This window comes from Aquabacterium sp. A08 (assembly GCF_011742065.1).
In genome coordinates, this window is the sequence record NZ_JAAQQT010000146.1 from 1 (window position 1) to 294 (window position 294).

General features: G+C 67.0%; 1 protein-coding gene. It reads right to left on the bottom strand.

All coding sequences use genetic code 11. The features are described 5' to 3' along the window. Positions 1-294, bottom strand: a 294-nt coding sequence (locus HA630_RS00825; protein WP_208299891.1) for an acyl-CoA dehydrogenase family protein, incomplete at both ends; no start/stop codon positions are given.

Consider the following 294-nt stretch of genomic DNA (forward strand, 5'->3'; position numbering starts at 1 on the left):
ATCCACATCTTGCTGCCGTTGAGCAGGTAGTAGCCGCCCTTGTCCTCGGCGCGCAGCTTCATGCTGATCACGTCGGAGCCGGCGCCCGGTTCGCTCATGGCCAGCGCGCCCACGTGTTCGCCGCTGACCAGCTTGGGCAGGTACTTCTGGCGCTGCGCGTCGGTGCCGTTGCGCTTGATCTGGTTCACGCACAGGTTGCTGTGCGCGCCGTAGCTCAGGCCGACGCTGGCCGAGGCGCGGGAGATCTCCTCCATCGCGATCATGTGCGCCAGGTAGCCCATGTTGGCGCCGCCG